Here is a 481-nt window from a genome sequence, read left to right as displayed (position 1 = left end):
GCGCTGCATGTCGATCGCTGTCTCTCCTGCCTCGCCTGCGTGACCACCTGTCCCTCCGGCGTCGATTATATGCATCTGATCGACCACGCCCGCATCCATGTCGAGAAGACCTACAAGCGCCCGCCGATGCGCCGCCTGCAGCGCGCTTTGCTTGCCTATTTCATGCCGTCGTCAAGCCGTTTCCGCTTCGCGATGACGCTCGCCGCGCTCGGCCGGCCATTTGCCGGATTGATGCGGCGCGTGCCGGCGTTGAAATCCTTCGCCGCCATGGTCGAGCTTGCACCGCGCACGCTGCCGCCGAAGTCGCGTTTCGCTGAGCCAGGCACATTTCCGGCCAAGGGCGCAAGGCAGAAACGGGTCGCCATGCTGACCGGCTGCGTCCAGCCCGTCATCGATCCCGGCATCAACGAAGCGGCGATCGAACTGCTCACCAATCTCGGCGTCGAGGTCGTGCTGCCGAAGGGCGAAGCTTGTTGTGGCT

1 protein-coding gene is annotated in these 481 nt (G+C 64.4%); it reads left to right on the top strand.

Annotated elements, in window-relative coordinates; all coding sequences use genetic code 11:
• Positions 1-69: 69 nt before the first annotated feature.
• On the top strand, positions 70-481 hold a 412-nt coding region (locus tag AC1D0P_RS28885; protein ID WP_477679873.1), incomplete at its 3' end, for a heterodisulfide reductase-related iron-sulfur binding cluster.

The sequence above is a fragment of the Polaromonas sp. P1_G2 genome (genome assembly GCF_056405515.1).
Note: the sequence above shows the minus strand (reverse complement) of the source record. Positions and strands in the feature narration are given on the sequence as shown.